This is a genomic window from Paenibacillus sp. FSL K6-1217, from assembly GCF_045040735.1.
Taxonomy (GTDB): Bacteria; Bacillota; Bacilli; order Paenibacillales; family Paenibacillaceae; genus Paenibacillus_AQ.
On sequence record NZ_CP150271.1, the window covers coordinates 903215 to 928683 of the forward strand.

Annotated in this window: 23 protein-coding genes; 16 read left to right on the plus strand and 7 right to left on the minus strand. The window is 53.2% G+C overall.

Features of this window, described 5'->3' with window-relative positions:
- Positions 1-7: 7 nt before the first annotated feature.
- From MHH28_RS03725 to MHH28_RS03740, 4 genes are all read right to left on the minus strand, one after another.
- Entirely contained in the window at positions 8-1006 is a 999-nt protein-coding gene (locus MHH28_RS03725) for a hypothetical protein (protein WP_405111974.1), read from the minus strand.
- Positions 1003-2010: a hypothetical protein gene (locus tag MHH28_RS03730; RefSeq protein ID WP_405111976.1), complete on the minus strand. Its 1008-nt coding sequence runs from the start codon at positions 2008-2010 to the stop codon at positions 1003-1005. Before MHH28_RS03730 ends, MHH28_RS03725 begins: the two co-directional genes overlap by 4 nt.
- Positions 2007-2921 carry a helix-turn-helix transcriptional regulator gene (locus MHH28_RS03735; protein WP_405111978.1) on the minus strand — a complete coding sequence of 305 codons (915 nt, stop codon included), beginning with the start codon at positions 2919-2921 and terminating at the stop codon, positions 2007-2009. Before MHH28_RS03735 ends, MHH28_RS03730 begins: the two co-directional genes overlap by 4 nt.
- 141 nt (positions 2922-3062) lie before the next feature.
- The gene (locus MHH28_RS03740) at positions 3063-3251 is read right to left on the minus strand and encodes a hypothetical protein (protein ID WP_405111981.1); all 189 of its coding nucleotides are present in this window, start codon (positions 3249-3251) and stop codon (positions 3063-3065) included.
- A 211-nt stretch (positions 3252-3462) separates the two neighbouring features.
- Between MHH28_RS03740 and MHH28_RS03745 the strand changes: the two genes are divergently transcribed.
- The 13 genes from MHH28_RS03745 to dnaN all read left to right on the plus strand — a co-directional run bounded on the left by MHH28_RS03745 (position 3463) and on the right by dnaN (position 19436).
- Entirely contained in the window at positions 3463-4476 is a 1014-nt protein-coding gene (locus MHH28_RS03745; protein WP_405111984.1) for a substrate-binding domain-containing protein, read from the plus strand.
- 21 nt (positions 4477-4497) lie between these two features.
- On the plus strand, positions 4498-6381 hold the full coding sequence (locus MHH28_RS03750) for a sensor histidine kinase (protein WP_405111987.1): 1884 nt from the start codon (positions 4498-4500) through the stop codon (positions 6379-6381).
- 7 nt (positions 6382-6388) lie between these two features.
- A complete protein-coding gene (locus MHH28_RS03755) occupies positions 6389-7624 on the plus strand; it encodes a response regulator (protein WP_405111989.1) in 1236 nt (411 codons plus the stop codon).
- A gap of 411 nt (positions 7625-8035) precedes the next feature.
- Complete coding sequence (gene chvE, locus MHH28_RS03760) at positions 8036-9148, plus strand: multiple monosaccharide ABC transporter substrate-binding protein (RefSeq protein WP_405111992.1); 1113 nt, start codon at positions 8036-8038, stop codon at positions 9146-9148.
- Positions 9149-9270: 122 nt separating this feature from the next.
- On the plus strand, positions 9271-10779 hold the full coding sequence (mmsA, locus tag MHH28_RS03765; protein ID WP_405111993.1) for a multiple monosaccharide ABC transporter ATP-binding protein: 1509 nt from the start codon (positions 9271-9273) through the stop codon (positions 10777-10779).
- A 6-nt stretch (positions 10780-10785) separates the two neighbouring features.
- Positions 10786-11949, plus strand: a complete 1164-nt coding sequence (gene mmsB, locus MHH28_RS03770) for a multiple monosaccharide ABC transporter permease (RefSeq protein WP_405111996.1) — start codon at positions 10786-10788, stop codon at positions 11947-11949.
- A gap of 201 nt (positions 11950-12150) precedes the next feature.
- Positions 12151-12819, plus strand: coding sequence for a TraX family protein (locus MHH28_RS03775; protein WP_405111998.1), 669 nt, complete (start codon positions 12151-12153; stop codon positions 12817-12819).
- 92 nt (positions 12820-12911) lie between these two features.
- Entirely contained in the window at positions 12912-14420 is a 1509-nt protein-coding gene (locus MHH28_RS03780) for a copper amine oxidase N-terminal domain-containing protein (RefSeq protein ID WP_405112001.1), read from the plus strand.
- Positions 14421-14684: 264 nt separating this feature from the next.
- Positions 14685-15044: a BlaI/MecI/CopY family transcriptional regulator gene (locus MHH28_RS03785; protein WP_405112004.1), complete on the plus strand. Its 360-nt coding sequence runs from the start codon at positions 14685-14687 to the stop codon at positions 15042-15044.
- Positions 15041-16468, plus strand: coding sequence for a M56 family metallopeptidase (locus tag MHH28_RS03790; protein WP_405112007.1), 1428 nt, complete (start codon positions 15041-15043; stop codon positions 16466-16468). The genes MHH28_RS03785 and MHH28_RS03790 overlap by 4 nt, the downstream gene beginning before the upstream one ends.
- A 150-nt stretch (positions 16469-16618) precedes the next feature.
- Entirely contained in the window at positions 16619-17833 is a 1215-nt protein-coding gene (locus MHH28_RS03795) for a chromate transporter (RefSeq protein WP_405112010.1), read from the plus strand.
- A gap of 271 nt (positions 17834-18104) precedes the next feature.
- Complete coding sequence (locus tag MHH28_RS03800) at positions 18105-18281, plus strand: ribbon-helix-helix protein, CopG family (protein ID WP_405116824.1); 177 nt, start codon at positions 18105-18107, stop codon at positions 18279-18281.
- A 27-nt stretch (positions 18282-18308) separates the two neighbouring features.
- Positions 18309-19436, plus strand: a complete 1128-nt coding sequence (gene dnaN, locus MHH28_RS03805) for a DNA polymerase III subunit beta (protein WP_405112013.1) — start codon at positions 18309-18311, stop codon at positions 19434-19436.
- A gap of 214 nt (positions 19437-19650) precedes the next feature.
- Here the strand turns inward: dnaN and MHH28_RS03810 are convergent, their stop codons facing one another.
- Positions 19651-21066, minus strand: a complete 1416-nt coding sequence (locus MHH28_RS03810; RefSeq protein ID WP_405112015.1) for a metallophosphoesterase — start codon at positions 21064-21066, stop codon at positions 19651-19653.
- 277 nt (positions 21067-21343) lie between these two features.
- On the opposite strand from MHH28_RS03810, the gene MHH28_RS03815 reads away from it, so the two are divergent.
- Together MHH28_RS03815 and MHH28_RS03820 are read left to right on the plus strand one after the other, a co-directional pair.
- On the plus strand, positions 21344-21943 hold the full coding sequence (locus tag MHH28_RS03815; protein ID WP_405112018.1) for a nitroreductase family protein: 600 nt from the start codon (positions 21344-21346) through the stop codon (positions 21941-21943).
- Positions 21944-22022: 79 nt separating this feature from the next.
- Positions 22023-22217: a DUF2188 domain-containing protein gene (locus tag MHH28_RS03820; RefSeq protein WP_405116826.1), complete on the plus strand. Its 195-nt coding sequence runs from the start codon at positions 22023-22025 to the stop codon at positions 22215-22217.
- Positions 22218-22381: 164 nt separating this feature from the next.
- Here the strand turns inward: MHH28_RS03820 and MHH28_RS03825 are convergent, their stop codons facing one another.
- Positions 22382-23584, minus strand: a complete 1203-nt coding sequence (locus tag MHH28_RS03825; RefSeq protein ID WP_405112021.1) for a peptidylprolyl isomerase — start codon at positions 23582-23584, stop codon at positions 22382-22384.
- A gap of 245 nt (positions 23585-23829) precedes the next feature.
- The gene (locus MHH28_RS03830; protein ID WP_173126417.1) at positions 23830-24165 is read right to left on the minus strand and encodes a LytTR family transcriptional regulator DNA-binding domain-containing protein; all 336 of its coding nucleotides are present in this window, start codon (positions 24163-24165) and stop codon (positions 23830-23832) included.
- A 185-nt stretch (positions 24166-24350) separates the two neighbouring features.
- Between MHH28_RS03830 and MHH28_RS03835 the strand changes: the two genes are divergently transcribed.
- Positions 24351-25457, plus strand: a complete 1107-nt coding sequence (locus MHH28_RS03835; protein ID WP_405112024.1) for a lactonase family protein — start codon at positions 24351-24353, stop codon at positions 25455-25457.
- Positions 25458-25469: the final 12 nt, after the last annotated feature.

A 25469-nucleotide genomic window follows, 5' to 3' on the forward strand; every position in this document is an offset into this window, starting at 1 on the left:
GCAGGGGTTAGCGCAGCCCCACATCCTGGAAGCGGTTCTCGATCGGCTCACGCAGCAGCAGGCGGATGGATTGAATCGCTGCGGTCTCGATACAGCCTGCTTCGCGGATCAGCGGAACCAGGCGCCGGGATGCATTGGAGCCGAGAAGCTCAGCCTGCGCCGCGTATCTGCTTGCCTCTGCGGCAAGTTCATCATAAACGGCCGACAGGGCAGCATAATGGTTCGCAGGTTCTTCCAGCTCCGGCCAGTATAGGCTGGCTTCTCTGGTGTAGGCGGCTGCATCCTTTTTCGAATATGCATAATACACCAGGGTGTCATAAGCTCCGGCCGCCCCACAGGTATGGCCTGTCAAGGCTTCCTGCATGGCCTCATAGGCCTGAAGTCCGCAGGCATATTGCGCCTTCGGCAGCATCAAGTCATGAACCTCTGCCTTGTACACCGCCTGAATGAGTGACTCCCGGATGACTTGCAGCGGCTCCTTGCGGATCTGCCTTTCGTACCCCTGCAAATACCAGTAGGGAGTCTCATTCCTGCCAAGCTGCTCGTAAGGCAGTTCGTGCTCAGCGGCTGAATTCAGCTCCTTGTAATAAAAGAGCCGCCGCTCATCATCACAGCGGGTAATGACCACGAACCGGTCCTTCCAGCAGACCACCCCGGTGCCCTGCTCAAGGGATTGGCGGATTGCGGCAATAGCCTGCTTCTGATAGAGAGGAAAGGTAGGGCTGAAGTTAAAGCCTGCACCCTGGCTGGCGATCATGCCGATTAGATCAGCCGCCACCGCGTGTTCAGCTGCCCAGTTATAAGCCGTAGCTGAATCCGGGTGAAGCTGCCTGTGCACGGACAGGCGGAAACACAAGGCCGTCATGCCGGACAGCATATGGACGGGCAGGCTGAACCAGCCTTTGGCCGAGAGAACCTGGTGCATGGCATCTGCAAAAGAAGAAGAGAGCGGCACACGCAGCTGATCCGCAGCGGCTGAAGCTTGTTTGTTATGGTAATCACTCATCGTGCGGTATGCGCCCCCCATCTTGGCAGTGTGGACCGTTTTCGGTCCGGGTATTGTTCTGAGATGACTCTGACCTGCTGCATGGCTGCTTCCTCCAGCCTCAAGGCCTTCTCCAAAGCAGAACAGAGGGAGGGAAGCTGCTCAGGGATTAGCATCGTACTTCCGTTCATTACGGTAAGAGCAGCCGCGAACGGCCCCCTCAGTCCTTCCCCCAGCTCAGCATACAAGCGCTGAACCGCATCCAGCCCCGGCAGTACAGATTGAACCTCCTGGAGATAAGCGCAGATTTCAATCCGCGAGGTCTGGTACGATTCAAGAATATAGACAGCGCCGCTGCTGTCGAACTCCACCTGCTGAAGCGCCCGGATCAGGAAGCTGTAGGCGAGGCGGCCTGAAGCCAGACTTAGGTCGGGCAGTGTTTTGTGAGGCGTCTCCCAATCCTCCAGCGCGAGCCGCAGCGACTCCAGTACAGCATCCTGCAGCGGAATCTTCACCCGCTCTCCGACATACATACAGTCCCAGAAGGGCGTGAAGTTAAGGCCGAAGTTATCATACAGCACAACCTGTGTCTCACCGGACCAGCCATCCTGTACATAGAATACCTGGTCGTCCTCATCATAACCATGGATCACGCCGAATTCCGGTATCCAGTAGATGCAGGCCCGGCCATGGTCCAGACTCAGCTTCACATTGTCAATAGCGAGCCGCTGGTACTCCCCGAATGAATCATGTCTTGTTCTCCCGCCGTCATACTGGAAGAAGATGCCGAGGTTATCGGCCGCCCGGCTATGCTCTGTGCCCCACTGCCCATAAGCCGTTACGGAGTAGGGGAGCAGCTTCTCATGTACGGTGAATTTGAAGGCCATGCCGCTTAGCCCCGAGAGCATGAATTTGGGTCCATCGAATAACCCGGCAGCAGTCAGTACGGCATAGAGCGCATCGGTAAAAGATTTGGACTCACGCTTCATCCGGACGTCAAGAATTACGCTTGTTCTCTTGCTCACTGATCATTCTCCTGTTCATCCAGCCGTCTCACTACTGCCTCACAGCTGCTGCGGAGCTTCTCCTTCAGCCATTTGGGGGAGAGGAGGGCACTCCACTCCGCATGGAGCAATTGTGCGATGAACGCGCTGGTATCATAAAAATCAACCTCATAGACATCCTCAGCGGCAGCGCGGAGCCTGTAACCGCCCCATGAGCTCTCCCGAGGCGCTTCCTTCATGCGGATTCTTGCCGTGAATGGCTTCAGGAGTCTGGCCTGCTCCGCCGGAGCCGCCGGACCGTCTTCTCCGGCTGCAAAAACCCTGCCAGTCAACGTTAGCTGGCGGATGCCGGACAGGCTGAAATACTCACTCCGTCCGTCTCCCTCTACAGTCGCCACCAGATAATCCTCCTCTACCCGCCGGCTTAGCTGCCGGGGGCAGAGATACAACTCCTGTGGAGAGTCCTGTCCGTCCCTGTAGAGAACATGGACCACTCTGCGGGCCAAGATGGCCTGCTCCAGCATCTCCATCATCTGTAGGCGGTGGGCATTCACTTCAAACACCGGCAGCCTCAGCTCCTTGTCCGTGAGGGGCTGATCCGTGAACCGCTCCAGCAACCCCCCGATCTTACGGATGGTTCGGGCATCCTCATAGTCATAATGGCTGTAGCGGTAGGCCAGATATTTCAGCACCCGCTGCTCCTCGTCCGTTATGTACAGATGAGGCAGCACGAAGCTGTTGTCCTCGTAGATATATCCGCGCTGCTTCGCCACGTACCGGAGTGGAGCCCGCAGGGATTCTGCCAGGTATTCAATATCCCGCTGGGCCTGGCGTCTGGAAATCTCGAATTGCTCCGCCAGAAGCTGGCTGTTCGGATAAGCGGCCTGGCGGACCTGCTGGTCGAACCACTGGATACGGTGAATATGGCTCATGCGGCTCCACTCCTTTCTATTTAGCCTCCAGTATAGCTGGTGATGACTTGTAAGGCCAGTACGACCGTTCCCGACAAGAAACAAGGATGCTGCCCGGCATCCATGCACGAAGCATGAAGCAGGGGGCATCCTTGCGTCATTTTACCGGCTTGCTGCGTCCACTCTAACCTGCGTGGCTTTGTCGCAGCGCTTGCAGACCTTCAGGGCGGTGCCGTCAGATTTTATTTTGGTGTAGAGCAGCTTGATTCTGGTGCTTCCGCAGACCGGGCAGGTGCCGCGTCCACGGGAAGGGAGGGTCCAAAGGACCCGTCCGCGTTTTGTTTTTGCCATGTGTGTAGTCCTCATTTCAGTAATTTGATTGATACATGTCCAGTATAGAACAGGTGGTACGACATAAAATGTCGCAGCAGATTCACGGGATTTATCCATCGACCGCGTAACGTAATTGACGGAACGCCTGCCAAGCTATTAGACTAGATTGGATATAGATGGAAGAAGCTGGAGGCTACGAATATCCATTGTTGTGAAAGGGGTTACATATGTGAAAAAGCTCTGGCTCGTCTACGTGCTGCTCATCGGCATCTTCGTGGTCTACGTGCTGAATTACAAGCAGCAGGGGAATGCGGCAGACCCGTGGGAGACCGCCGGACTGCGCGGGAAGATTGAGGACAAATATGTGATGGTTACGTTCCAGATCGGCATTGATTACTGGAAAAGCGTGCTGAAGGGCTTCGAGGATGCCGCAGAGGAGCTGAATGTATCCGTTGAATATCACGGCTCCACCCAGCACAACGCGAGTGAACAGATGACGGTGCTGGAGCAGACCATCGCCAAGAAGCCGGCGGGGATTGCCATCTCGGCGGTGAATTCCAAGCTGCTTACCGCGACCATTAACAAGGCTGTGGAGAGCGGCATTCCGGTAGTGCTGTTTGATTCGGGAGCTGAGGGCAGCAAGGCGTATTCCTTCCTCGGCACAGACAATTATAATGCCGGAACGAAGGCAGCGCATACGATGGCTGAACTGACCGGAGGCACAGGCGAGGTCGCTATTATTACCACACCGGATCAGCATAACCATCAGGAGCGGACGGACGGCTTCACGGATACGATCCGCAGCAAGTACCCGCAGATGAGACTGGTGGCGGTCAAGGATGGGCGGGGAGATCAGGTGGCGTCCAGGGAGGCCGCCGAGCAGCTGCTGGTGCGGTATCCGCAGCTGACCGGGATTTTTGCCACAGAAAGTAATGGCGGCATCGGGGTCGCGGAGGCGGTGGATGCCGCTCGTGGCAGCGGACCGGTTCCGCAGATTATCAGCTTCGATACGGATAAAGGCACACTCGATCTGGTCAAGGAAGGCAAGATTGCCGCAACCATGGCCCAGGGCACCTGGAATATGGGCTACTGGTCGCTGACCGAGCTGTTTCATCTACACCGCGATCTGGAGGCTGATCCTGATGCCTATGCCAATAACAAGCCTCTGCCTGTCCCCGATTCTGTAGATACCGGAATTGATGTAGTCACGCGGATGAATGTGGACAATTATTATGCCAAATAGGCGGCAGAGGGGGAGCCTGTAATGCGCAAGACCGGCGTAACAATGGAGAAGCTGAAGCTGAATAATATGCCGATCCGCTACAAGCTGATTATTCACTTTTTGCTGATCAGCATTCTGCCTTCCATTGGACTCGGGCTGCTGATTGGCTGGACGGTGGACCGGATCGTCGAGGACCAGAGCACTGAGAACACGATGCAGCTCATCCGCAAGGTCAATACAGCCATTGAGAGCGATGTGGAGAATCTGCAAAAAATCACATACCTGATCTCGTTCGATCCGGGTGTGCAGAAGTTCCTGAAGGGAGAACCGGCGGTTGCGGCACAGCCGGACCTAGCAGCGGGCAATGGAGAGTCGGCGGAGTACAATATCCGCAAGTTTTTGCAGGGCTTCACTACGCTCAGCTCGGAGATTGCCGGGATCATGCTGGTCAACCGTGAAGGCGGTTACATCAGCAATGAGATGTATACCCGTTCCGGTACCCGGCTGACGGAGGAGAGCTGGTACAAGCAGGCGGCTGAGAATAAAGGGATCTTCCTGATCGTGGGGCATCCGTATGGCCGTGATGTCAGGTCCCACGTGGACTATAAGGAGAGCGAGGTTGTCTCTGCCGTACGGGCCATTGTGAATCCTGAGACGCAGGTGGTACAGGGCGTGGTGCTGGTCGATCTGAAGCTGCGGGTGATCGCGGAGACGGCCAGAGATGTCACACTCGGCAAGACCGGTTATCTGACGGTGGTGGATAATCATCACGGAGAGATGATTTATGCGCCGCAGCACCCGTTGATGGATACCATTCCGGCAGGCCTGTTCACCGAGTCCTCGGGCATTACCTCTGAGACGATAGACGGCCGTGAGCTTCAGCTGATCTACCGTTCCTCGCCGTTTACCGGCTGGACCACGATGGGCGTATTCCCGATGGATGAATCGGCTTATGGCATCCGCGAGATTACATTCAATGTCGTCACCTTTGTATTCGTGGTCTGTATGCTGGGCATGACCGCCTCGTTCTATCTGGCCTATTCAATCTCCCGACCGATCGGCCAGCTGGCCTCTTTCATGAGCAAGGCGCAGTCCGGCGATCTGACGATCCGCTACTGGGGCAGCCGTTCCGATGAGATCGGGCTGCTCGGCCGCAGCTTCAATACGATGCTGGCCCAGATCAGCCGGCTGTTATCCCTGACCGAGCTCCAGGCGCGGCAAAAGCGGGAGGCGGAGCTGCGCAGTCTCCAGGCGCATATCAAGCCGCATTTTCTGTACAATACGCTGGATACGATTCACTGGATGGCCCGCAGCAAGGGGGCGGAGGATATCGCCGAGGTGGTGCAGTCCCTCTCCAGGCTGTTCCGGCTGGGCCTCAGCAAAGGGAGCGATATCATCCCGCTCTCCGATGAGCTGGAGCATATCGTCAGCTATCTCAAGATTCAACATGTCCGTTATAGCACTAAGCTGACGTATTCTATTGAAGTGGAGCCGCACTTACAGGAGCTGTATGTGCTTAAGCTGCTGCTTCAGCCGATGGTGGAGAACGCGATCTATCACGGCATCAAGGAACGGCGCGGCCCCGGACACCTCTTGATTGCAGTTGTGGAACGGGATAACGAGCTGTATCTTACCGTGCGCGATGACGGCGCGGGGATGGCTGCGGATAAGCTGAAGGAGCTCAGGCAGCGGCTCGAAGCGGTAGGCACAGAAGAGCCGGAGTCTACAGAGACCGAAACGGCTGTAACAGGCAGTGCAGGAAGCGGCTACGGCATATTGAATGTGCAGGCACGGATCAGGCTGACCTATGGGGAGCCGTACGGTATCCAAATAGAGAGCGAACCGGGTCAGGGGACGCTCGTAACCGTCCGCCATCCGGTCGTTCGTGAGAGCTATGCCGAGAAGCATCAGGACAGAGGAGGATGATCTGTACATGGAAGACAAATGGAAAGTAATCATTGCCGATGATGAGCACATTATCCGTGAGGGCATCCGGCAATGCGTAGACTGGGATAGCCTCGGCATGGAAGTGGCCGCAGAGGCGGAAGACGGGGAAGAGGCGCTGGAGCTGGCCGTGGAGCAGGCTATCCATATCGCTCTCGTAGATTTGAACATGCCGATTATGCACGGCATGGAACTGATGAAGCGGCTGCGGGAAGCGCTGCCCGGCTGCAAAATCATCGTGATTACCGGCCATGATGAATTCGCCTATGCCCAGGAGTCGATCCGGCTCCAGGTGAATGATTATATTCTCAAGCCCGCAGAGCCCAAGCAGCTGATGCAGGTACTGCGGGGTGTCCGTGATGAGCTGGAGTCCGAGCGGCAGCAGAGCCAGCATCTGGAGCAGGCCTCCCGGCAGCTGATGAAGAACTTCCCGCTGCTGCGCGAGCGCTTCTGCCAGGAATGGCTGGACGGCAATCTGAGCCAGGCGGAGATCTGGGAGCAACTGCAATTCCTCAAGCTTCCACCGCAGCGGCCGGAGCTGATCGGCATCATCCGCTGGAGGTGGGAGAGCCGGCAACCGGCGATGAAGGAGAAGGAACGGCAGCTCTTCCTGTTCGCCATTGAGAATATCGCCGCCGAGCTGCTGGACTCCTATCCCAGAGTGATGTTCCGGGACGCCGCCGGACTGATCGTCATTCTGCTGTGGGATGCATCAGGCGAACGCATCCTGGCCGGAGTGGAGTCCGCGGTACGCAGCCATCTCAAAATCGCGGTTGAAGTCGCCACCCGGCTGGTCCAGGGAGAGATTACAGAACTGGCCGCCGCTTACCGGAGCTGCCGGATCGCGCTGGTCAAGGAGCAGCCGCTGTCACCGCTTGTCCGCCGGGCGAAGCAGCATATCCAGGAGCATTACAGCGAGTACGGGCTGACGCTGGAGGGGACAGCCGGACTGCTTCAGGCCTCGCCGGTCTATCTCAGCCGCCTGTTCAAGCAGGAGCTGGGCGAACCCTTCGGCATGTATCTGACCCAGACCCGTATCCGCCGGGCCGCCCAGCTGCTGCATTCCACGGAACTGAGTATTAATGAAGTGGCGGAGCAGTCGGGGTATGAGAGCCAGCATTATTTCAGCACGGCCTTCAAGAAGCATACCGGGGTGCCGCCGCTGCAATTCCGCAAAGGGGTGCAGGCTGAGGTACGTGGTGAGAGCAAGCGAGATCAGCAATAGGAATGATAATATTAGCTGCTCTAACCACCTAACAAGCTATAAATAGAATTATTTGTGAAGCGCCTGCGGCCAACCGGCTACAGGTTTTTTTTGCTTATTTTTGCGTATGGGAAACTATGATCGCTTCGCTTCCTTATGTGAATTTCCAGAGGCTAGCCGAGGGTCGACGGGGTCAGATGTAAGCGAAAAACCGAATACAATCATCCGGCACGAAGGAAAGCGTTATGATCCGCCGGATGATTTCGTTCAACGGCGTGCTGTAGTCATTAAAGTAGCGTTCAGATAAGTTATATTTTCACAAAAACAGTAGACTCAGTGTAAATACGGCACCCGCCCCTGGTTGTTATACTCGATTTGTCACACGGGATCACCTGTGGAAGACATCAGAATAGTTCAGGGGGTAGTGCAGGAATGAAAAGATATTCAATGATCACGCTTCTGCTAACACTGGTACTCATCTTATCTGCTTGCGGTAACAGCGCAAATTCATCGACCAGCAGCGCTGGCGGCTCTTCCGGTGGCGGGGACACCTCCAAGGGCAAGGTAGGCATTGCGATGCCGACGAAATCTTCGGAGCGCTGGGTGAATGACGGCAACAACATGGTCAAGGAGTTCGAGAAGCTGGGCTACGGTACGGATCTGCAATATGCGGAGGATGTCGTGGAGAATCAGGTCTCGCAGATTGAGAACATGATCACCAAAGGCGTGAACGCGATTGTAATCGCTTCAATTGACGGCGAGGCGCTGACGGATGTGCTGCAGAAGGCGCATGACGCCAATGTTAAGGTGATTGCCTACGACCGTCTGATCAAAAAAAGTGAATTCGTAGACTATTACGCAACCTTCGATAATTTCAAGGTGGGCGTGCTGCAAGGCTCCTACATCGAAGAGAAGCTGGGCCTGAAGGACGGCAAGGGCCCGTTCAACATCGAGCTGTTCGGCGGATCGCCGGATGACAACAACGCCTATTTCTTCTTCGATGGCGCCATGTCGATTCTGAAGCCGTACATCGATTCCGGCAAGCTGGTGGTCCGCAGCAAGCAGCTCACGATGGATAAGGTAGCTACGCTGCGCTGGGACGGCGCCGCCGCCCAGTCACGGATGGATAACCTGCTGAGTGCGAACTATGCGAGCGATAATCTGGATGCCGTCCTGTCTCCTTACGATGGCATCAGCATCGGTATTCTGTCCTCGCTCAAGGGCGTAGGCTACGGCTCCGGTGACAAGAAGCTGCCGGTGGTCACCGGACAGGACGCCGAGCTGGCTTCGGTGAAGTCGATTCTGGCCGGAGAGCAGACCCAGACGGTATTCAAGGATACCCGTGAGCTGGCCAAGAAGGCTGTGGAGATGACCGAGAGTGTGCTGAAGGGAACCGAAGCGGAAGTCAACGATACCACCACCTACGACAATGGGGTCAAAATCGTCCCGTCCTACCTGCTGGAGCCGGTCTCGGTGGATGCGGGCAACGTGGATAAAGTGCTGGTCGACGGCGGGTACTACACCAAGGAACAGCTGGGACAATAGGCGTCAAGGTTGCAGGTCCAGCGGGCACCCGGCGGCAGCCGTGAAACAGGACAGCCGCCGGAGAACCGTTGCACAGTCACAAGGAAAGCTGGGTGAGACACTTGAGTGAGATTATTTTGGAGATGAGAAACATTACGAAGACCTTCCCCGGCGTCAAAGCGCTCTCTGGCGTTAATCTGCAGGTGAAGGCAGGCGAGATTCACGCCCTCTGCGGGGAGAACGGGGCAGGCAAATCCACGCTGATGAAGGTGCTGAGCGGCGTGTATCCGCACGGGACCTATGAAGGGGATATTTATTACCAGGGGCAGGTATGCCAGTTCAAGGATATCAAGGACAGCGAGGGCCTGGGGATCGTGATTATCCATCAGGAGCTGGCGCTGATTCCGTATTTGTCGATTTCGGAGAACATCTTCCTCGGCAATGAACAGGCCAGGCGCGGGGTGATCAACTGGAACGAAACGACGGTTAAGACCAAGGAGCTGCTAACCACCGTCGGCCTCAAGGAATCGCCGTTTACAGGAGTCTCTACGATAGGGGTCGGCAAGCAGCAGCTTGTAGAGATCGCGAAGGCGCTCTCCAAGGAAGTGAAGCTGCTCATTCTCGACGAACCGACAGCGGCGCTGAATGAGGATGATAGCGAGAACCTGCTGCTGCTCATTCTGGAGCTGAAGAAGCAGGGAATATCCTCGATTATCATTTCCCACAAATTGAACGAAATCGAGAAGATAGCGGATTCCGTCACGATTCTGCGCGATGGACAGACCATCAAGACCCTGGATATGAAGCAGGATGCCGTTACCGAGGATGTCATTATCAAAGGCATGGTCGGGCGCGATCTGACGAACCGTTATCCGGAGCGCACCCCCAATCCGGGCGAGACGATCTTCGAGATCCGGGACTGGAATGTGTACCACGAGACGCAGGCGGACCGCAAAATGCTGGATCAGATCAATCTCCACATCCGGCGCGGCGAGGTGGTCGGCATTGCCGGGCTGATGGGCGCAGGACGAACGGAGCTGGCGATGAGCGTGTTCGGGAAGTCCTACGGCAAGCGGATCAGCGGTCAGACTTTTATGCATGGCAAGGAAGTGCATCTGAATAACATCAGCAAGGCAATTGAGAGCGGGCTGGCCTATGTGACCGAGGACCGCAAGCATTACGGCCTGATCCTGATCGACGATATCAAGCGGAACATCTCGCTCAGCAGCCTGAAGAAGCTCTCCCGCCATGGCGTGATTAATGAGAACGAGGAAGTGCTGGTCGCGGAGGAATACCGCAAGAAGCTGAACATCAAGACCCCCAGCATCCTGCAAAAAACCGTGAATCTCAGCGGCGGCAACCAGCAGAAGGTGGTGCTCAGCAAATGGATCTACGCCCAGCCGGATGTTCTGATCCTCGATGAGCCTACGCGGGGGATCGATGTCGGAGCCAAATACGAAATCTATTCCATTATCAACAGTCTGGCCGCAGAGGGGAAGGGCGTGCTGGTCATCTCTTCCGAGCTGCCGGAGATTATCGGGATGTGCGACCGGATCTACACCATGTGCGAAGGGCGGATCAGCGGGGAAGTGGAGCGGAAGGACGCCACGCAGGAGCTATTAATGAAATTTATGACACGAAGCAGGGGGTAACACCGCATGGGAGCCATGAGTGAATTGTTTAAAAAAAATATCCGCCAATACGGCATGATCATTGCCTTGATTTTTATTTCGGTGTTCTTTCAAATTCTGACGGACGGCATTCTGCTGAAGCCGCTGAACGTGACCAATCTGATTCTGCAGAACAGCTACATTCTGGTGCTGGCCATCGGGATGGTGCTGGTGATCATCACCGGTCATATCGACCTCTCCGTTGGCTCGGTAGCCGCCTTCATCGGCGCCCTGTCGGCCATTATGATGGTCGATATGGAGCTGAATCCGGTACTGGCCGTAGTGATCTCGCTGCTGATGGGCGCGCTGGTCGGGGCCTGGCAGGGCTTCTGGGTCGCTTATGTCAAAATCCCGGCGTTCATCGTTACCCTGGCGGGCATGCTGCTGTTCCGGGGCCTCACGATGATTGTGCTGAACGGGCAGTCGATTGCCCCGTTCCCCAAGACGTTTCAGAAGATCAGCTCCGGGTTCGTTCCTGATGTCGCCAGCGGGGGTTCGCTGAATGTGTTGACCCTGATCATCGGTGTTCTGCTGTCGCTGCTGGTGATCTATCAGGAAATCCGCAGCCGCCGGATTACGGTGAAATATGGCTTTGAGCAATCCCCGGTCTGGATGTCCGTTGCCAAGGCCGCGGCGCTGGTGATCGTTATCAACCTGTTCACCTATGTGCTGGCGCAATATAACGGGATTCCCAACATCCTTGTCATTCTGATGGTGCTGATCGTGATCTATTCCTTCGTCATGAACCATATGACCATGGGGCGGCATATCTATGCCCTGGGCGGCAATGAGAAGGCGGCAAGCCTCTCCGGCGTCAAAACCAAACGGGTGACCTTCTGGGTCTTCGTCAACATGGGTGTACTTGCAGCACTATCCGGTCTGGTCTTCGCGGCGCGCCTGAACTCGGCCACCCCCAAGGCCGGAACCAACTTCGAGCTGGACGCTATCGCTGCCTGCTTCATCGGCGGAGCCTCGGCGTCCGGGGGAATCGGAACCGTGGTCGGTGCCATTATCGGCGGTCTGGTCATGGGCGTCATGAACAACGGCATGTCGCTCGTCGGCCTTGGCGTAGACTGGCAGCAGGGGATCAAGGGACTGGTGCTGCTGCTGGCGGTAGGCTTTGATATCTATAACAAGTCGAAGACGGCTTGAACTAAGGATAAAACAGGCCGGAACTGCTCCTGAGGGAGCGGGTCCGGCTTGCCTGTCGTTCAAGTGTTCCCGCGCAGCTTGCAGCATCTGCCTCTGGCATGGATAATAGCACCTAAGGTGCTTTATATTTCATGCTATATAGTTTGAACTAAAATTTAAGTTAATCATTAGTTCAATTTATATAGTAACAGGAGGCTACAGATGCAGATTATTGCCATGCTGACCATGCTGATTGACCATGTCGGCCTGATTTTTTTCCCGGGGGACCTTGCCTGGAGATATGTGGGGAGAATTGCCTTCCCGATCTACTGCTACGCGCTGGCGCAAGGCTATATCCATACCTCCTCCAGACCCCGCTATCTGCGGAGGCTGCTGGTCATCGCTGTGCTGGCACAGATTCCGTACAATCTGGCGATTCATCCGGGAGGCTGGAATGTCGTATTTACCCTGCTGATCTCAGCACTAGTCCTTGCCCTGCTAGATAAGCTGCCGAATCTGTGGGCGGGTATTCCGGTAGTGGTAGTCGCTGTGCTGCTGATGGATGCTCTGCCGCTCGATTACAACGCTTACGGCCTGCTGCTGGTGCTGATCTTCCGGTATACCCGTTCATACGTGCTGGTGCTGGCGCATTTGGCGCTGAATGTATTCTATCTGTTCTATTATAACTGGCTGGTACAGATGGCGAGTATCATTCCTACCCTCCTGATTGCGCTGACCCCTGCCTTCTGGAGGCTGCTGGAGAAGAAACGTCTGCCGCGCTGGGTCTGGTGGTGCTTTTATCCGGCCCATTTGGCAATACTTGCCTTGGTAAAGTTTCTCTTATTCAAGGAATGGGTATTTATAGAGTGGCGGAGTTTATTTAGCGTATGATGGTTCATCATTTCCGGGTGCTGTATTTACAAATCCATGCTCCTCTGAGATGATAGGTACGTTGCCAAATTATGAGCTAGAGGAGACATGCTATGAAGAAAATGAAAGCAAGAACCAAATGGCTGGTGCCGATTCTCGCCCTGCTGCTGATTCTGTCAGGCTGCCAATCCATTGGCGGCTTCGATGTCAATAAGGCACTGTTGGGGGATCTGGATGTCAAATCCTCTGAATCAAGCACTGCGATGACCCTGAACGCTGTTCCTGCAGCAGGCATTACCGCAGAGGACCGGGAAATCATTGATCTTATTAATTCCTTATCGCTTACGCTTGGCCATGTGAAGGTTCAGGATAACGGCAATGTCTCGGCAACGGGGGTTGTGGGTTATAAGACGATGAAGATTCCTTTCTCCCTCTACACGGACCAGAAGAACCTCGTCTTCACAGCAGAAGGCGCGAAGCAGCCGTTCTACATGCCGCTTACAAGCAATGAGATGTTGCTTGGCCTTGAAGCAACCGATCCTGCCAAGACTTTGGAATTCACCAAGCTGGCTTCCCAGTTTGTGATCAAGAATCTTCCGAATCCGGGTGCGATCACAGTGACATCAGTTAATGAATCCGTATACGGCCAGCCAACCAGCTTGACTAAGCTACATACGGAAATTACAGGGGAAGAGCTTCCGGTATTGCTTAAGAGCTTCCTGAGATCTGTGTCGAAGGATACCGAAGGCTTCACAGCCCTGATCAGCGGACTGTATGATTACATGTATCCGCTGATCAAAGACAGAGCGGAAGACCTGAACAGCATCGGTCTGGGCGATATTCCGCTTGAAGACAAGGAAGGGGTAGTCACCGTAGTGCATGATGCAGCCAAGCTGGCTGTGGATGCCCTGCTGCTCGTCTATGACAAGCAGCTGGAGAACCTCTATGAGACAACTCCTGAACTGAAGACTGTTCTCGGCAAGGATACGAAGCTGAGTGCAGATATCTTCGTAGACAGCGGCTTCCATGTCCGCAAACAGAACATTGACTTCAATGTCGCTCTTCCGGCCAGTGAAGATCTGCCGCTGCAGAGCATCAGCATGAAGCTGGTGTCCGAGACCTGGAATGTCAACGGTCCGGTAACGGCTGATCCGATCAGCACCACAGGTGCCATTGATTATTCCAAGGGAGATCTTACTCCAGGGGAGACCCTGAGAAACTTCGACCCTAATTCACAGGTCTATAAGCTGCTCAAAGAAGATATGGGAATCACCACCAAGAGCCTGATGATCGCACCGGACGATGATTATTATTATCCGACCGTGAAGAATGGCACAACCTATGTGCCGCTGCGCTATGTCGCAGAGGATCTCGACGCTAAGGTAGAGTGGGATGGAGCCAACCGGTCAATCAAGGTTACCGATGATGTATACGGCGATCAGCTCGTATTCAAAATCGGTTCCGCGCAGGCAATCATTGCCGGCAAGACCGTGAAGCTTCCACTGGCGGTATTCGTAGATGAATACGGTGATGCTAATGTGCCGCTGCGCGTATTGGCCGAAGGCCTGCACGCCACCGTTGAGGTTGAAGATGACGGTTATATCTGGATTGACCGTCCGTAATTCGTAAGAGGTAAGAATTGTCAAGAAGCCGGGACCCCTGAGTAATCAGGCGGTTCCGGCTTTTTTGTGCAAATATAAGAAATTATAGGTTTCACAAGATAACTTATCCTTCTCTTTCACGCTGAAACGGTACCGTCCTTACAAAGGACGGCAAAGCTGTTTCCACTTGGGGAGTTACCGGGAGACACCTTGACAATATAGGTTTACTGTAATAGACTTAGCATCATTAGGTCTACTACAGTAAACTTATAAGGAGTGAACGAAATGGAACCGTACAAATTATACGATGCCGAATATAAATTCGCCTGCCTGATCTGGGACCATGAGCCTATTAATTCTACAGAGCTCGTGAAGCTAAGTCTCTCGGCGCTGGGCTGGAAGAAGTCCACGACCTATACCGTATTAAGAAAGCTATGCGAGCGGGGAATTCTGAGGAATGAGGGGGCAATGGTCACAGCTGTCATCCCGAAGTCGGAGGCTCTGCGGCACGAAAGCCAGACGGTAGTGGACAAAGCCTTTGGCGGGTCTTTGCCGCAGTTTTTGACTGCTTTTCTCGGGGATAAGAAATTATCGGCCAAGGAAGCAGAGGAGCTGAAGAGGATTATCGAGGAGGCTTCCCAATGACGGACCTGTGGATCAGTATTCTGAACATGAGCATTACCGCCAGTTATGTGGCCGTCGCCGTGATGCTGGCGAGAGTCCTGCTGCGGCGTGCTCCCAAAATCTTCTCCTATATGCTGTGGTCAGCAGTAATGATCAGGCTGATCCTTCCGGTCAGCTTCACTTCAAGCTTCAGTATCCTGAAGCTGGCAGGGCCTGCGGGCTCGTCCGGCACAGGACAGATGCAATTCGTTCCGAAGAACATGGGCATACAGGCGCAGCCTGCGGTGGACACCGGAACGGCTTCTGCGGGAAGTCTGTTGAACAGCCTGCTTCCGCCGGCTGCACCTGCAGCAAGCGTGAATCCGGTGCAGATCATCCTGTGGACCGGCAGTATGATCTGGCTGATAGGCGCTATAACACTGCTGCTGTACAGCGTGTTCTCTTATGTCAGAATCATGCGCAGAGTCCGTACGGCAACCCTTGTGAAGGGGCATGTTTTTGAAACCGACCAGATTATGACTCCTTTCGTCTTCGGCTTCTTGAAGCCAAGGATCTACATTCCGGCCGGAATGAGTGAACAGGAGCTGTCCCATATTCTGCTGCATGAGCAGACTCATATTGACCGGCGGGATTATTTAGTCAAGCCGCTTATGTTCCTGCTGGTCATTCTCCATTGGTTCAATCCGCTGATGTGGCTGTCTTTTGTACTCATGAGCAAGGATATGGAGATGTCCTGTGATGAAGCGGTGATCCGGAAGCTGGGCCCGCAGATTAAAAGCAGCTACTCCGGCTCCCTCCTCGGTTTCTCGGTGCGCCGAAGCGGGCTTATGACGGGCAGCCCGCTGGCTTTTGGAGAGAGCAATGTGAAGGCCCGGATCAAGCATATTCTCGCATACCGTCAACCGACCTCAAGGAGCATGGCCGCTTGTACCCTGGTTATTGTGCTCTTGCTTATTGGATGTACGGCCAATCCCCAGACTGTGGAGCCCCCGGCGCAAGTGTCAGATTCCGGTTATGCGGTGGATCAGCTGCTGGAGAGCAAAACAATGTATATAGGAGATGCCAGTAAAGTCAGCGCGCTGCTTGGTGGGATGCCGCTGCCGGAGGGACTGGAGAGGGCGGGCATGGAGCTGACCACGGACTCCCGGCCGTATGAATTAACTATTAATTATACTGTGAACGATATCAACGGAATGTGGAGCGATGACCTTAAGGCATTAAACCGGCAGCCTCTGCTGAACAACTCGATCCTGTTGTTCAGCCTGATTGATAACGCGGATATTATAAATTACTCGCTTGCTGATGAAGGGATAACCTACAGCTTCAAGTTTACGAGAGAAGAGATTGATAAGCTGCTTGGAGAGGACGTCCGCCTGTATGGAGCAGATGAAGCTGGCCTCCGTAAGCTGATCGATCGGCTGGATCGTGTCAAGCTTACACCATAGAATCATTCAGCCCTGCAACTAGCGTACAGTGAGACAATACGCACTTTTACAGAACATTTACAGAACACTGCTGTACCTTTTATCTAATGCTTGAACTCGGATGATAATCTGGAATGAGATATATATTCTAGGGTCAAGGGAGCAATAGGTATGCAAGCAGAGAAGCAGGCGGTGCCGGGAGACCATCGGAGGGGGAAGGCTGGAGCGTTACTTGAGGTCCTGCTGGTATCGGTCAAATTGGGTTTTACCTCCTTCGGCGGACCAGTTGCCCATCTGGGGTATTTCCACAATGAGTATATCCGGCGGCGGAAATGGATGGATGAACGAAGCTATGCCGACCTGGTGGCGCTCTGCCAGTTCCTTCCGGGTCCGGCGAGCAGTCAGGTGGGGATTGGCATCGGGATAATGCGGGCAGGCTGGCTGGGCGGTATTGTGGCCTGGCTGGGCTTCACTATGCCCTCGGTCATTGCGCTGGTCGCTTTTGCCTTCCTGCTGCAAGGTTATGATATCGCCGGTGCAGGCTGGATTCACGGACTGAAGATCGTGGCGGTAGCGATTGTTGCCCAGGCCATCCTTGGCATGGGGCAGAAGCTGACCCCGGACCGGGAAAGAGTGACCATCGCGGTGATAGCGGCGGCTGTTACATTAGTATGGCAGACCGGTTACAGTCAGATTCTTACGATTGCTGTAGCAGGAATCGCCGGGTTATGGCTGTACCGCCACGATGCTGCGGAGAATCTGACGAATCTTCTAATCCCCGTTCGCCGGTCCTCCGGCATCATTTGTCTAGTCTTATTCGGCGCACTCCTGATTGTACTCCCGTTGCTAAGAGGAACGGCGGAGACGGGAGGATTTGCGATATTTGACAGCTTTTATCGTTCCGGGGCCTTGGTATTCGGCGGTGGACATGTCGTCCTTCCGCTGCTGGAGCAAGAGGTCGTCCCTACCGGCTGGGTGAGCCAAGCCGATTTCCTGGCGGGCTACGGAGCCGCGCAGGCTGTACCGGGTCCTTTGTTCACCTTTGCAGCCTATCTTGGAGCCATGACTGCCGGGGTTTCCGGGGCCATCGTGGCCACGCTCGCTATTTTCCTGCCAGCCTTTCTGCTGGTTGCGGGCGCATTGCCTTTTTGGAACAGCCTAAGAAGAAATCCGCGGATTCAAGGAGCCTTAACCGGAATCAATGCCGCCGTGGTGGGCATTCTGCTTGCCGCCTGGTATGACCCCCTGTGGACCACAGCCATCCTCGCGCCTCTCGACTTCGCCCTGGCTGTCATTCTGTTCGTGATGCTGGTCTTCTGGAAGCTGCCGCCTTGGGTGGTGGTGTTAGCCGGTGCTGCGGGTGGAATGGTGGTCGGGGGAATGTGATCGTAAGGCTGCCTAAATCTTAAGGATACTAAAATAGTTTGCTCTATATAGAACTGGCCGTTGCAACTTTGCAAGGTCAGTTTTTTGTTGTGTTTTTTTTCGCCACCAGAATCATCCATTCCTAACATTGTAAGCCCATTGATCGTATGATAAAATAGTAATATGAATATTGAAAAAGGTAACTTAAATCAAAAAAAAGAGAGGATAGATCAAATTGACTCAAAGTGATCTAAAAATAGGTCTTTCCAATAAAGAAGGTCAATTGGGCTTTATGTCTGCAAGAGGAGGTCCCCGGGAGGGAGCGGGCCGCAAGAACATAGGTGTAACCAAAAAAGTCTCAGTAACCTTAACTAATGAGCTTTGGGAAAAGGTCGAGCAGCATTGCGCGGAGCATAAATTGTCCCGATCGGAGCTTATCCGGTCTCTGATTGAGTCCAGTAATTTGTAATTTAACTTGTGGAAACGGGTGAAGCTAGTGAGGATCAGCGTAAGTAAGGATATTCTTCTCAAAGCTCTTCAGCTAGTGCTAAAGGCTGTGCCGGCGAACCAACTGATTCCCATACTGGCAGGGGTTCATATACAAGCTCTAGCCAATGAACTGATAGTTACCGCTAGCAATAGCAGTCTGACTATCCATTACCGCATCCCCAGGGAAGATACATCTTTGACGGTTCACAGAATTGGGGAAGTGGTGGTACCGGCAAGGTATTTCTGCGAAATAATACGTAAGTCTGATTCTGGGATGATTACTTTGGAAGTCGACAGTTCCTTAATGCTCACCATCTCCTCAGAACATACACGAATTCGGTTATGCGGAATGGATGCTGTGGATTATCCGGCCATATACCCGGGAGAGAGTAATCCTGCACTCAAATTAGTAGTTAATAATGATCAATTGAAGTCTTCCATTCAGCAGGTGGCAGGTTCAGCTTCTTCATCAGAACATAGGCCTGTGTTGACCGGAGTATCTTTTCAATATCGAAATCATCGGCTACAGTTAACGGCTACTAACGGTATTCGTCTAGCTTCCCGGACTATGGATGTTGAACATAAAGCAGAGATGGATAGGCATATTATTATTCCTGGCAGAAATTTAGTGGAAGCAGTTAAAATCATGGACGGCGGGGACAGAACAACTGAAGTTGAAGTGAGTCACCGTCATGTTAGATTCACTGCTAACAATATCCTGGTGCAATCTGCATTGATTGAGGGAGAGTACCCATCCCTGCACAATGTGGTCCCGCATACTTTTATATCAGAGATTACCATTGGAACAGCTCCTCTGTTAAAAGCCGTCGAACGGACAACGGTATTGGCCAGTGAAAGTATTATAAGGTTAGAGGCTACTTCCAATAGATTGCATTTGTTATCCCAAACTGCAGATATTGGAAATATTGAGGATGCGGTAGCTATACTTGAGAAGAACGGGGAGGATTTCACGATCTCGCTAAATGGAAAATATGTTGCGGACATTCTTCGCGGCACGAGTAGTGAGTTCATACGCTTGAGATTCACCGGCAAAATGAGCCCGATCGTTATACACCCGTTGAATGATCTTTCTTCAACGTTCTTTCTAATTACTCCAGTGCGAACCGCAAAGTAAGCACAAGGTATAGCCCTGTTATCCGTAAACAAAAAGCAAAAAGAAGCGAGGGGGAATTTGGAACTGTAGAGCGTTAGCGACCGCCTTTGTCACCGGATTTCTACCACGAACAGTGGTTAAAATCAAGAAATCTGGGGACAACAGCGGCCGGAAGTCCAAATGTTCACTGCAGCTCCGACCCTGCTTCGAGCTCCACTCTTAAGCTTGCTGTTAATTATTGTGTAGTCAGAACCATCTCCAGCGAGGTATTGCTCACTTCTGCATGCTCCGCCATACTGCGGATGTAGCCGGACATGAAGCCGCCCTCCATACTCTCCCACAGCTTGAATCCCGGCATCGCCCGGATCTCCTCCAGCGAATCCGCAGCTTTCCCGGCAAAATACTTCACGTTCAGCTTCGACATCACCTCAGCCATCGACTGCTTCTGCGCTTCTGTGAAGCTGCTCTCCTTCAGCCGGTTCATCGCTTTCTCATACGAATTGTCTGCGAAGATCTGCTCTGCATACGCTTTGAAGTTCAGCAGGTGCGGATCGGTCTGATGGTTGGCCTTGGCCCAGCCGTCAACATCTACCACAGCAGTCTGGTAGGTCACAGCACGTGAAGCGGGATCGAAGGTCATTCGGCCGTACTGGTGCGGATTCACCGCCATGGCGCTTGTGGCAATATCATAGACAGGCAAGGCCGGATCTATCGAAGCTTCCGGGGGATCGCGGCGAATATCCTGCATATGAATATGCCCGGATAATACCAGATTTAGCCCATCTTTGCGAAAAGCCTTCATCGTCTCCTGGCTGTTATTGAGCTTGAACCCGGATACGGCCATGGAGGTATGGCTCAGCAGATTATGATGCATCACTGTAATAATAGAGGCATGCTCCTGAGCGGCCTGCTTCACATTGTCGTCAATCCAGGCAAGAGTGGAGGGCAGCAGGCGCCCGTCGGTCTGCGGAAAATTATATTCTTCGTTATGCGCATACTGGGCACTGTCCAGCATCAGCAGCCAAAGGCCGGGAGCGGCCTTCACGACATAGCTTAAGCTGTCCTTATCCCGAGAGACTGCTTCGTTATATCCGAAATCGTCATAGATCCGCAGGAAATCGTCCACATTAATATGCTTGGCAACGACCTGCTTGTCACCGTCGAAGGATCTGGCCCAGGGGTTGTTGATATCATGGTTGCCCGGAGTCACGTAGACACGGGTTCCGGCAGCCTCCATCCGGTGCAGCTTCGCTGCCAGCTCCTTATGACTGCCCGCTTCACCGTTATTGGTGAGGTCGCCGCTCAGAATGAGAAAAGCCGGCTTGTTCAGCTGCACATCCCGGACCAGAGCTTCGGTCAGCTCATCGCTGTAAGGAAGCATTTTGCCATCGCCGCTTGTGACATACGTCTGGAAGGCTGAACCGCCATCCTCCAGGGCTTTATCCAGATAATGCGTATCGGTGGCGACCCAGAAGGATACGGGCTTCCCGGGTTCATCATTAGGGGTCCCGGCCGCCCCGGCTGCTGCTGGAACAGCGTTCAAGGAGGAAGAAGCAGAGTCTTCGCACCCGCTGAGGATGAGAAGGGAAGACAGGAGCAACATTAAGGTGAGCTTCACCGTATGGGTTGTGCCGTGAAGAGAGGTGCGCATAGCTTGACCTTCTTTCTGTATTTTAGCTGAATTATTGTAGCTTATTTAGGAGCGGGTTGTATATACGATATGTTGGCCGTTGTTTCTAAACCTCGTAAATAGCTTATAGAAAATAGTGGAAGGTGCATAAATGAAGTCAATTCAGCGACACTAAGAGCGGATATGCAAATAAAGAGCTGGTACAGGAAAAAGTTGTGAAGGATGCATTGTATTCAGGTAGGGAAAGTGTTATAATTAAAAAAAGTAAGTTACTTAATTAAATGGAGGTAGTTATTTTATGTCTAAGACTTTTTTTGAAGCGGTAAAAGGCAGACGTTCCATATACGCCATCAGTAAAGAATCCCCCATCTCTGATGAACAGATCCAGAAGATCGTTGAAGAGGCCGTTCTACATAGCCCAACTTCTTTCAATTCGCAAAGCTCCCGGGCAGTAGTATTGCTGGGCGAGCAACATGATAAGCTGTGGGACATTACGGCAGAGACCCTGCGTAAGATCGTTCCGACTGAACAATTCGAAGGCACTGCCCAGAAGCTGTCCTCTTTCAAGGCGGGCTACGGCTCCGTGCTCTTCTTCGAAGATCAGGCAGTGGTGAAGCATCTGCAAGAGAATTTTGCCCTGTATGCTGAGAATTTCCCGATCTGGTCCAACCAGTCCTCCGGGATTCTGCAATTCGTAGTATGGACAGCCTTCGCAGAAGCCGGTCTGGGTGCATCCCTACAGCACTATAATCCGCTGATTGATGATGAAGTGAAAGAGACCTTCGGCGTGCCGGCAGACTGGAAGCTGATTGCCCAGATGCCATTCGGCAAGACCTTAACTCCTCCAGGCGAGAAGGAATTCCAGCCGATTGAAGAACGTGTGAAGGTCGTCAAGTAAGGAAACCTTGCGATAAGCAGTTTAGAACCTCCCTGATCCGGCTAAGTATGAGTATAGCCAGATCAAGGAGGTTTTTATGATGCCATGGGATAAAGATAACTACCCCGATTCACTGAAGAACTTCATGGCCCCTGTTCGCAACAAGGCGGTGGAGATTGCCAACGCCCTGCTGGAGGAAGGCTACGAGGAGGGACGGGCGATAGCCATTGCCACCGCACAGGCTAAGGAGTGGGGCGAGAATCACGATAAGCAGATCCGCAAAAAAGGGCAATAGCCGCTCACTCTGTACGGATGTTGCTCAGGCATACATCTGAACACAAATAAAGAGGACAAGCGTTCATCCGCTTGTCCTCTTTATTTAAATATAAGAATTTATATGTTTCACATAATAAATTATCCTTCTACATGGTTATAGCTTGTACACCAATATAGCATTCATTATTTTGTTGCAGGAGCTTCCGTTGCCGCAGCAGGAGCTTCACTGGCTGCCGGAGTAGCGGATGCATCCGGTTTGTCGGTCAACGTATTAGTGATCTTGGCATTCTTGTTCAGATCAGCCAGCCACGTAGCAGACATCTCGGATACCTTCTGTGACATCAGGGTTTTCTTGATTTCTTCCTTCTTCTCAGCCAGTGTATATTCTTTGGCATCCTTGTGGTCGGTCACCTTAATGATGTGGTAGCCGTACTCGGATTTCACTGCGCCGCTGGTTTCGCCAACCTTCAGCTTGAAGGCAGCATCGGAGAATTCAGCAACCATGTCTCCGCGTTTGAAGAAGTCAAGATCACCGCCTTTGTCCTTCGAGCCGGTGTCAGCGGATTTTTCCTTGGCCAGTGCGGCGAAGTCTCCGCCTTCTTTGAGCTGCTTCACAATGGCGTCGGCTTCTTCCTTGGTCTTCACCAGGATGTGGGAAGCGCGAACTTCCTCTTCCTGATTGTATTTCGCTTTGTTTTCTTCGAAATATTTGGAGATTTCCTCATCGGTAATCTTTACTTTCGGTTCTACCAGCTTGCGGATTTCAACCTGGAGCGGCATTTGCTTCTTCAGGTCCTCGATGGTCATCGAGCTCTGCTGCAAGGCGTTATTCAGAGCTTCCTCGCCGCCGAACTGGGTCTTGAGGTTCTCGATTTCTTCGTTGATGTCGGCATCGGTAACCTTAATGTTGGCTTTCTTGGCTTCCTGGCCCACCAGCGTGGTGGTAATCAGGTTTTGCAGGGTGGATTCCCCGCCGGCTTCAACCAATTTATCATACAGCTGCGCTTTGGTGATGTCTGTTCCGTTCACGGAAGCAACTGCAACTTTGCTGTCATCCTTCTTGAAGGGCTGTACAATCAGCACTACGATCAGTGCTGCTGCCAGAACGAGCGAAGCAATCATCCAGCCTTTGCCGCCGCCGGATGGAGCAGGTGAAGAAGGAGGAGTACCTCCGCCGCCGACTTTGTTCATCACGGGAACGCTTTCTTCAACTTTTGGAGCTTGCGGTTTGCCAGGCCCGCCTGCGGCTTGTACAGGTTCCTGCGGTACAGGGACTGTTCCGGCAGGCTCAATGGTATCTTCCGGAGTAATCACAGAAGCGTCATTCTCTTCCGGCGTAATGCCTTTTTCCAGCTTTTCGTTTTCATTGAAATCTTTTTTGTCCATTATAATTAATGACTCCCTTCAATATAGGTGGTGCCTGTCTTTCTACAACTTTACCAGAAAACAGAATTCCAAACCTTAAGAAAGTATAAAAAAGCAGAATTACTTTTTAAGATTCCATTAAGAAACAGGTTAAACACAGGAAAAACCGGAGCAGCACGGGTGTCCCCATATGCGCTCCGGCCTGATGAGAGAGACGGTAATGAATCATTGAATAGTGCAAGAGGTCTGCGGACAAGGTGTCCGGCTTAAGAGCTTAGTCCCTTAAGCAGATGACGGATATTCTCCTGCTTCCGTCGTGGAACCCGTACCGACTTGGCGTAGAGGCCCATTTCACCGAAGTAGATGCAGTCGTCCTCAATGGAGCTGATCTTGTTCAGATTCACGTAGCAGCCGCCGTACACATGATAATAGCTGTTGCTCGACAATAAGCGGTTCAGTTGCTCGGCAGTCATTCTCTTTTTAATATTGTAGTTTCTGCCGTGAAAAATGACCAGGTCATGGTCCCCGACCTTAAAGAACAGAATGTCTGTCTCCACCTCGAAGTCCTCGTATACATTTCTGGCTTCCAGCAGGCTGCTCATTCGTGTTCCCCCTTTATCTTGATTAATAACATTAATGTTAGCGCTTTCATTATATCATACTCTGAACGGCTTGAGAAGTCTTATTTTTGAAATGTTTTTTGTCATTTTTTCCGTTGCATTTGTCAATCCTCACGAAAAAATGTAAATTATATAGATGGCTGTTTAACATGGAGGAGGAATTCTAGATGAACGAGAAGACGAAGCTGCTGTTATTTACCGGTTCATATGCCACTGCAGAAGAGAGCGGAGTTCAGGTGTTTGCTTTTGACGGTGAAGCAGGAGGGACTCTTGAACGGCTGGCTACCGCAGAAGGCTTGACGAATCCAACGTTCGTGAATGTGGACCCTTCCGGGCGGAAGCTGTATGCCATAGGGGAGAAGCCGAATGGTACAGGCGGCAAGGAAGGGGAGGTTATAACCTTCGCTATCGATCCTGAGACCGGCAAGCTGAGTGAATTGCAGCGGATTCAGACTATGCCTTCCGAAGGCACAGGCCAGAGCACGACCTGTAACATTAACCGGGATGCTAAGAATGAACATCTTGTCGTGTGCAGCTATCACGGGGGATCGGTCGGACTCCTCTCGCTGGATCAGGACGGGCTGCCTGTGGCGTTGACGGATACCGCCCAGCATACAGGACAGGGGGCAACGCCGGGCCAGGACCGTCCGCATCCGCATTCGGCGATCTTCAGCCCCGATGGACGCTTCCTGTTCGTCTCGGATCTGGGACTGGATCTGATCCGCTGCTACCGGATTCATGCAGACGCGGGAACCTTTGAAGCGATTGGAGATACCCCGCTGCATGCCGGGGCAGGGCCGCGCCATTTCGTATTTCATCCGGACGGCAAGTCTGCATATGTAATCAATGAGCTGGACAGCACGGTGACTTCGTTCCTGTATGATGCTGCGGAAGGAACGCTGAAGACGGCTGTTACGGTATCCACGCTGCCTGAAGGACAGGGGGCAGACCAGAACAGCTGTGCAGAGATTGCCTTCTCCAAGGATGGCAGATATCTGTACGGCTCCAACCGCGGACATGACAGCATCGTTCAATATGCCGTGAATCCGCAGACAGCCGGGCTGACCCTGGTGGAGCATGTATCTACCAGAGGCGGGCATCCCCGTCACTTCTCGGTCACACCGGATGGTGCCTATCTGATTGTTGCCAACCGGGACGGCAATAATCTGGTCGTCTTTTCCCTCGACCAGGGCAGCGGCCGTCTGAGCTTCACCGGGCATACTGCGGAGCTGTCTAAGCCGGTATGCGTAATGCCGGCGGTCTTCCCCGCGTAGGACAGGCTGCCT